This is a genomic window from Ruegeria sp. G10 (genome assembly GCF_056533645.1).
Genome location: NZ_JBQFOQ010000031.1, coordinates 1 through 957 on the forward strand (window position 1 = coordinate 1; position 957 = coordinate 957).

A 957-nucleotide genomic window follows, 5' to 3' on the forward strand; every position below is an offset into this window, starting at 1 on the left:
CCACAAAAAAGTGTCGCGGGATGGAGCAGCCCGGTAGCTCGTCAGGCTCATAACCTGAAGGTCGCAGGTTCAAATCCTGCTCCCGCAACCATTAGAGTCGAACAAGCCGCCGCAGGGCGGCTTTGTTCATTCTGGGATGTTCCCAGCGCAAGCAATCCCGCCAGTTCTCCAATGAGTTCAATTGCATACGTCCCATCTTCCGGGACTAACCGAATCTCCGACAATAGGCCACGAATGATGGATGTCGCCTCAGCTTGCGAAGAAGGATCGCGCAATGCTGTGGTCAAATTGGCGACTTGTTCCTGATACACATCGGACAATCCGGGATGCAGCAAAACCGGTGGTTCATCAGAGGCGGAGGCGATCAGGGCTTCGAGTTCCGATTTGCGAACCTCCAACGCTGTCAACTTATCCTTCATGCTGGCGTGAAACATGCCGTCACTGATGGCGTCGATGAGATGCGCGATCTTACGCTCGACCCGCGCCAGATCACGTGTCGCGCTAGCTCGCTCCTGCTGAATGGACCCGGCAAGACGGTTGTATTCCTCTTGATAGGCGTTGGTGAATTCCGCGATCAGGTCAGGGTGCAGCAACTGCTCCTTGAGGCCGGAGAGAACACGGTCTTCGAGCTTCGCGCGTTCGATCGTCAGCCGATTATCGCAGGTGCCTTTGTTCCTATAAGTGGAGCAGCCGTAGTAGTGTTTGCCGACTTGGATTACACCGCCGCCACAACCCCCACAGGTCAGCATGCCGGAAAACAGATGCCGTGCCCGCTTGGTTAGGCCCAGTTTCCTGATGCCATCGCTGATCGCGGCGTTGCGCGTCTCTGTTTGGCGTTTCTTTACCGTGTTCCAAAGTTTGTCGGATTGTCCGTCGTCAGAGATTTTGGGACAGATGGCGCTCTGATCTAAGAGAGAGTGTGGCTCATCTGGTTAGATTGATTATGCGGCGGTTTTG

Annotated in this window: 1 protein-coding gene and 1 tRNA gene; one reads left to right on the top strand and one right to left on the bottom strand. The window is 55.1% G+C overall.

The window, feature by feature from the left end; all coding sequences use genetic code 11:
- The first annotated feature begins 14 nt into the window (after nucleotides 1-14).
- Nucleotides 15-91, top strand: a tRNA-Met gene (locus tag ACR0KM_RS20965).
- On the opposite strand, the gene ACR0KM_RS20970 is transcribed toward ACR0KM_RS20965, so the two are convergent.
- Entirely contained in the window at nucleotides 48-749 is a 702-nt protein-coding gene (locus ACR0KM_RS20970; RefSeq protein WP_480861797.1) for a recombinase zinc ribbon domain-containing protein, read from the bottom strand. The genes ACR0KM_RS20965 and ACR0KM_RS20970 overlap by 44 nt on opposite strands.
- Nucleotides 750-957: the final 208 nt, after the last annotated feature.

Excerpts from the sequence above, each read along its gene's own strand:
- ACR0KM_RS20970 (WP_480861797.1), bottom strand. The coding sequence starts at position 749 with ATGCTGACCTGTGGGGGTTGTGGCGGCGGTGTAATCCAAGTCGGCAAA.